This window comes from Pacificibacter sp., assembly GCF_039769035.1.
In the GTDB taxonomy this organism is placed as follows: domain Bacteria; phylum Pseudomonadota; class Alphaproteobacteria; order Rhodobacterales; family Rhodobacteraceae; genus Celeribacter.
The window spans coordinates 1-3,377 of record NZ_JBDMZG010000058.1 but is presented as its reverse complement, the minus strand read 5'-3'; the positions used below and the strand labels follow the sequence as shown (position 1 = coordinate 3,377).

The following is a 3,377-nucleotide window of genomic DNA, read 5'->3' as shown; positions in this document are numbered from 1 at the left end:
TCAAGCTGGGGATCAAGTGCGTCACGCTCGGTCTTTGGTCCAACCAGAATGTCTACAGCTGCAAATCCTGAGGCGAGTGCCGCCAGTATCTCGGCATGACCAAAGCCCGATAGTGCGTTGACTTCCATCGGAATCACATGCGCTGGTAGCCCGCGCCCATGGCGTGCTGACAAGCTGATCATTTCCGCGCCGTGGGCGTCATGCACCAAAAGCGTGGCATCCTTGCCACCCGCATTGCGGTAGGCCGTGGCCAGCGTGTTGATACGGCGAAAGATGTGGTCGACGGTTGGCATGTCATAGCTGATAGCACCCGAGGGGCAGACAGCGGCACAGGCTCCACATCCCGCACAGATCATCGGATCGATGCTGACATGTTCGCCTGCGGATACAATAGCCCCGGTCGGGCAGACGTTCAGGCAATTGGAACAGGCCGGTTTTTCAGCCCGCGAATGGGCGCAAAGCGTTGGCTCCATCCGAACGTAAAGCGGTTTTTCAAAGGTCCCAACAAGCTGGCTTGCGGTAAAGACGGCATGCGCCACTGCGGGTTGGCTTTTGGGATCGGCCCGCAGGTAACCATCACGTTTTTCGGGGGCCGGAAACAACGGTGTGCCACCGGTAAGGTCAAGGATGATATCGCAATGCGACAGCGCGCCATCGCGCGGTGCCGTCAAGCCCGGTGTGCCGCGACCGCCCACAAGGCTTTGCTGGAAGGAATCAATTTTGACTTCGAATTGTCCAATAGTACCAGAGGCTTGCTTGAGTTTTCCAAGCACAACATCGTACTCATGTGTCGGTACTATATCCTCGCCGGACGTCAGCAGAACCGTCACTGACAACACTTCGACCAGCGATTGGGCAGTTGCCAGCGCGACGTCGGGGGCACCTGTTATCAGGCATGTGCCTTCGGATATCACATCAACTGATCTGTAGGTTGGTTCCGGTAGCATCCCATCGGCAATAAGAGCCGCCATTTTGGGTGTGGTGGGGGCCGTGTCGTCAGTCCAACCGGCACGATCTCGGATGTCGATGAATTGCGGCGCGCCGACTTCCAACTCTTCGGCGACTTCGGCAAATCTTTGGGCTTCCTGAAGGCAGGCGATGACCACGTCACCTGCTTCGATGGCTTTGGCCGCAATGTCGATCTGGCTGGTGCACAGGCTGGTGTGGCAGCCCGCACAGGCCAGTCCGGTCGCTTTGCTCAACGCCGCAGCATCAACCGTTTGGGAGCTAAGGCAGTCACATAGAATCAGAGTTTTTGACATAATCATTCCCAGGATTTGCAGCACAGTCTTTGGTATAGTTACGCAGGATTGAGCGGTGCAGTAAACCGACAATTGCGCGGCAGGCTGATCTAAAATTGTGTACATCTTTGGCGTGATGGGCTGACTGAGGGGTTAGCCGAAAGTATATTGCTAGTCTTTTCATCGTTATAAGGTCTCCGATTTTGCTTGACCCCATCGCCATAGAATTTTTTGTATACAATTGCATATTGGGGCTTTGTAAATCGGTGAAAGTATTCCATCATAGGGATAGGAATTTAGAAAGGCCCGTTGATTGAAGCTAGCGTACCCCAATGCTCAATCTCTACCGCTTGGTGTTGTTGTCAGGCGCACACCGGGTGTGACCCGTTGGGCAAAGTTTGCTTGGACAGTGTCGTCAGTTTTGCCGGGGGCTGCTGCGGCGGATTGGAAAGTGATGCGGACCGAAGGGGATGTGACCGAATTTCACGCCGCGACACTTCCTTTGACGCTGTATGTGTCGGATACTGAGGCATATGCTCATGAACTTCAGGCGCGTGTACCTTCTGTCTATGTTGTGCTGCGCCAAAATGAACAAACCGATGATCTGCCTTGGGCGGTCGCCCTTGTGACGGCCTCCCCCTATGAGGCGCAAGATTATTGCGATTCTGCCGAAGAACTGGTCGAGAAGATACCAATGCCGGAAGGTCTTCACAGCTGGATCGCAAGCTTTGTCGATACTTATTACGAAGAAGAAGCATTTGTGAAACGCCGCCGTGACAAGACGCGGGTTGACCGCGTTGATGACGGCATTGGTGATGCACGCATCCGTCAGGCCAGCGATGTCTACCGCGCACCGCGCCGCAAAGAGGTGTCGAGTTGAGCAAAGTGCAATCCGCCTGGTCGCGGCGCAAGGCTGCTGTTGCCGCTGAAGCCGTCGCCGAAGATCGCGCCGTAGAAGATGCTGTGATTGCTGAACAGCATGAGGCGTTGGCAGAAAAGACCGATGTCGAGATTTTGGAAGAGCTGGGATTGCCCGATCCTGACGCGATGGTGCAGGGCGATGACTTTAAGGTGTTTCTCAGCAAAACTGTACCGGCACATCTGCGCAAACGCGCGCTGCGCAAGCTTTGGCGCAGCAATCCTGTTCTGGCCTGTGTGGACGGATTGAACGACTATGATGATGATTACCTGACAGGCAGCTATGGGCAGGGCCCGATCAGCACGACCTATCAGGTCGGTAAGGGCATGTTGTCTCATCTGCTGGAAATGGAGCGTCAGAAAGAAGCGCTGTTGTCGCAGATTGAGGAAGACGCGACATCGGAAGTTAACGAGGAACATCTTGACTCAGAGGAGCAAGAAGGTCTTATAATAACCCAGATTGATGCGATATTGCCTTTAGAGTCGGAAATCGAAATGCAGGAAGCTGAGCCAATGATGCCCACACCGCGACGCATGACGTTTCATTTTGAGGATGACACCCCATGAATGTTGCATCGCCAATTTTAGATGTGTCGCAAGAAGATCGCTTGCGGGCTGATCTTTATAACTATCTTGGTCTGATGCTGTCCGCGCCGCCCGATCAAATGCTACTTGAGCAAACGGCTGCGCTGAAGGGCGATGAAACACTACTGGGTGAGGCGATTCAGGGCCTCGCGCGGGTCGCGAAAGTGTCCAAGCCGAAGACCGTGCAAACCGAATTCAATGCGCTGTTTATTGGGTTGGGCAGGGGCGAGCTTCTGCCCTATGCCAGCTATTATTTGACCGGTTTTTTGAATGAAAAACCATTAGCTAACTTGCGCGATATGATGGCAGCCTTTGGCATGGCTCGGGCCCCAGATAATTTTGAACCCGAGGATAATATTGCATCCCTGATGGAAATGATGGCCGGAATGATTGTGGGGCGTTTTGGCAGTGTAGCAAGTGTTGAACGGCAAAAGCAGTTTTTCAACTCTCACGTTGGCACTTGGGCAGTACATTACTTTACTGATTTGCAAGCTGCGAAATCATCGGTGCTTTATGCATCTGTTGGGGCGGTGGGAAGCGCGTTGATGGACATTGAACGTGAGGCATTTCGAATGATGGCAAGCTAAAAGATTTGCCAAACAAACGGTGGTTAGGCCCGCCAAATAGGAAAGG

The 3,377-nt window shown here is 53.6% G+C and carries 4 protein-coding genes; 3 read left to right on the top strand and 1 reads right to left on the bottom strand.

Features of this window, described 5'->3' with window-relative positions; translation table 11 throughout:
• Nucleotides 1-1,262: 4Fe-4S binding protein (locus ABF287_RS05560; RefSeq protein ID WP_347184023.1), on the bottom strand; the 1,262-nt coding region annotated here is incomplete at its 3' end.
• Between the two features lie 292 nt (nt 1,263-1,554).
• Here ABF287_RS05560 and ABF287_RS05555 point away from each other — a divergent pair.
• From ABF287_RS05555 to ABF287_RS05545, 3 genes are read left to right on the top strand one after another with little or no spacing between them, the layout of a single operon-like run.
• Nucleotides 1,555-2,121 carry a DUF3305 domain-containing protein gene (locus ABF287_RS05555; RefSeq protein WP_347184022.1) on the top strand — a complete coding sequence of 189 codons (567 nt, stop codon included), beginning with the start codon at nt 1,555-1,557 and terminating at the stop codon, nt 2,119-2,121.
• A gap of 5 nt (nt 2,122-2,126) precedes the next feature.
• Nucleotides 2,127-2,726 (top strand): DUF3306 domain-containing protein, encoded by a 600-nt coding sequence (locus ABF287_RS05550; RefSeq protein WP_347184024.1) that lies wholly within the window; start codon nt 2,127-2,129, stop codon nt 2,724-2,726.
• Nucleotides 2,723-3,331: a molecular chaperone TorD family protein gene (locus ABF287_RS05545; RefSeq protein ID WP_347184021.1), complete on the top strand. Its 609-nt coding sequence runs from the start codon at nt 2,723-2,725 to the stop codon at nt 3,329-3,331. The genes ABF287_RS05550 and ABF287_RS05545 overlap by 4 nt, the downstream gene beginning before the upstream one ends.
• Nucleotides 3,332-3,377 lie beyond the last annotated feature (46 nt).

Bases quoted from the DNA above. Each gene is read 5' to 3' on its own strand.
- ABF287_RS05545 (WP_347184021.1), top strand. From the start codon at position 2,723: ATGAATGTTGCATCGCCAATTTTAGATGTGTCGCAAGAAGATCGCTTG.